The organism is Pseudomonas sp. S37, from assembly GCF_016658545.1.
Taxonomy (GTDB): Bacteria; Pseudomonadota; Gammaproteobacteria; order Pseudomonadales; family Pseudomonadaceae; genus Aquipseudomonas.
Genome location: NZ_JACVZC010000230.1, coordinates 1 through 1,251, shown reverse-complemented (window position 1 = coordinate 1,251; position 1,251 = coordinate 1). Strand labels below are relative to the sequence as shown.

General features: G+C 54.8%; 2 protein-coding genes. Both read right to left on the bottom strand.

Going from position 1 to position 1,251, the window contains the following annotated elements; translation table 11 throughout:
• Positions 1-38 precede the first annotated feature (38 nt).
• Positions 39-869, bottom strand: coding sequence for an IS3 family transposase (locus IAE39_RS29435; RefSeq protein ID WP_236548882.1), 831 nt, complete (start codon positions 867-869; stop codon positions 39-41).
• A gap of 8 nt (positions 870-877) precedes the next feature.
• Entirely contained in the window at positions 878-1,186 is a 309-nt protein-coding gene (locus tag IAE39_RS29860; RefSeq protein ID WP_236548881.1) for a transposase, read from the bottom strand.
• Positions 1,187-1,251: the final 65 nt, after the last annotated feature.

The following is a 1,251-nucleotide window of genomic DNA, read 5'->3' as shown; positions in this document are numbered from 1 at the left end:
TGTTCTGGTCAAGTTTTTCCGGACACCGATTACGGTGATCAAGCCGCCTGCTGCTCCATAGCTATTGGCGACAGGTAGTTGTTGTGGCTGTGGAGCCTGATTCGGTTGTACCGCATGAAGAAGCTGGTCATATCCTGCCTGGCTTCTTCAATTTCCTTGTAGCCCTTACTGGGTACCCACTCTGACTTGAGCGTCCCAAAGAAACGCTCTGTCGGCGCGTTGTCCCAGCATTGCCCTCTGCGGCTCATGCTTTGTGTTATCCCGTGCTCAACCAGCTCGGATTGGAAGCGCTGGCTGGTGTATTGGCAGCCTTGATCTGAATGAAACATCAAGCCGGCATGCTTACCTCTAACCTCTACCGCCATTCTTAGCGCCTTGCTCACCAGGTGAGCGTCGTTGATCAGAGAAAACGCCCAACCAACGATCCGCCGGGCGAACAGATCAATCACTATGGCCAAGTGATACCAGCGTTTCCCGACCATCAAGCTGGTAACGTCGCCGCACCAGACCTGGTTGATTGCTGTTGGCTCGAAGTTACGGTCGAGCAGGTTTTTAGCCACAAATGCCTCGACCCCCTTGGAGCGATACTGATGTCGGCGGCGCTGTTTGCTGGCCAGATTTGCCTCTTCCATGAGTCGTCCAGCCAGATACCGTCCTACCTTGAGCTGCTGAGCCTTAAGGCATTGAGAGATGGTCCTCGCGCCCGCACTTTCTCTGCTTTCGACGTGCAGTTGAATGACTTTTTTTCTGAGCCCATCACGTTTGGTATTCGGTGCCGAACGGCGGCGAAGCCAGTCATAAAACGCGCTACGGGATACGCTCAGCGCACTACAAAGCAGGCTGGTCGGATACGAACCGGACTCTCTCAGTTCCTCGATCAGGAAAAACGATCGGGATCCGACATCAAGAGAGCCGTAGCCTTTTTTAAGATTTCAGCCTCGGTCTCCAGGCGCTTGACCTTGGCTCGCAGCTCCTGGAGCTCTCGCTGTTCGTCGCTGATTGCCTTGGTGCCAGCTACCGGCTGGCCTTTCTGACGCTCTTTGCGAACCTGATCAACCCAGCGGCGCAGCGCCGTAGGGCCGACATCCATCGACGCGCAGACGTCAGGAATTGAGCCGTTGTCATCAAGAACCATGCTTGCAGCACGTTGCTTGAACTCGCGGGTGTAGGTCTTTCGTTCTTGCATGGAACCTCCTGATTGGGCGAATCATATCGCCCTTAAGAGGTGTCCGGGATCATTAGGCCAGTTCA

Coding starts and splice junctions, on each gene's coding strand:
- IAE39_RS29860 (WP_236548881.1), bottom strand. CDS start 1,186: ATGCAAGAACGAAAGACCTACACCCGCGAGTTCAAGCAACGTGCTGCA.